This window comes from Corynebacterium sp. MSK218 (assembly GCF_030232655.1).
Classification (GTDB): domain Bacteria; phylum Actinomycetota; class Actinomycetes; order Mycobacteriales; family Mycobacteriaceae; genus Corynebacterium.
Window position 1 is genome coordinate 1 of the sequence record NZ_JASPGN010000037.1, and the last position, 569, is coordinate 569.

A 569-nucleotide genomic window follows, 5' to 3' on the forward strand; every position below is an offset into this window, starting at 1 on the left:
ACACGTCCTTCATCGGCTCAGCATGCCAAGGCATCCACCATGCGCCCTCAATAACGAACACACAACCAACACACAAAAGCCACCACACAAGCAGCAACCAAAGCATGTTGGCGTGAACTACACAAAACACAAAAGAACAGAAATCACACAAACCACACACCCACACCACCACACAAAGCAGCAGCATAAAAAGCATGCGGTTTAATGCTCGCGTCCACTATACAGTTCTCACACAACACCCCACACCAAACCAACAACCATGCATATTGCATCACAACTGCTGCACAAAGTGTGGGTTACAACCAGGGGATAATGCCCCAGACACCCAACAATGCACCAAGTACTTTTCCACTACGTGTTAGTTAAAAAGATTAATCATTCTTGGTTAAGGTGTATCTCCACCCGATTCACATAAACGGTGGCAGCAAAACTTTTGTTCACTCAACCACCAACCACACAACACAAACAAACACATGCATTGCATGGTGTACAACACCAACTGGTGCCTTACATTAATGCTCCTTAGAAAGGAGGTGATCCACCCGCACCTTCCGGTACGGGTACCTTGT

1 protein-coding gene is annotated in these 569 nt (G+C 46.6%); it reads right to left on the minus strand.

The features are described from left to right. Positions 1-196: hypothetical protein (locus tag QP922_RS12825; RefSeq protein WP_284809910.1), on the minus strand; the 196-nt coding region annotated here is incomplete at its 3' end. Positions 197-569 lie beyond the last annotated feature (373 nt).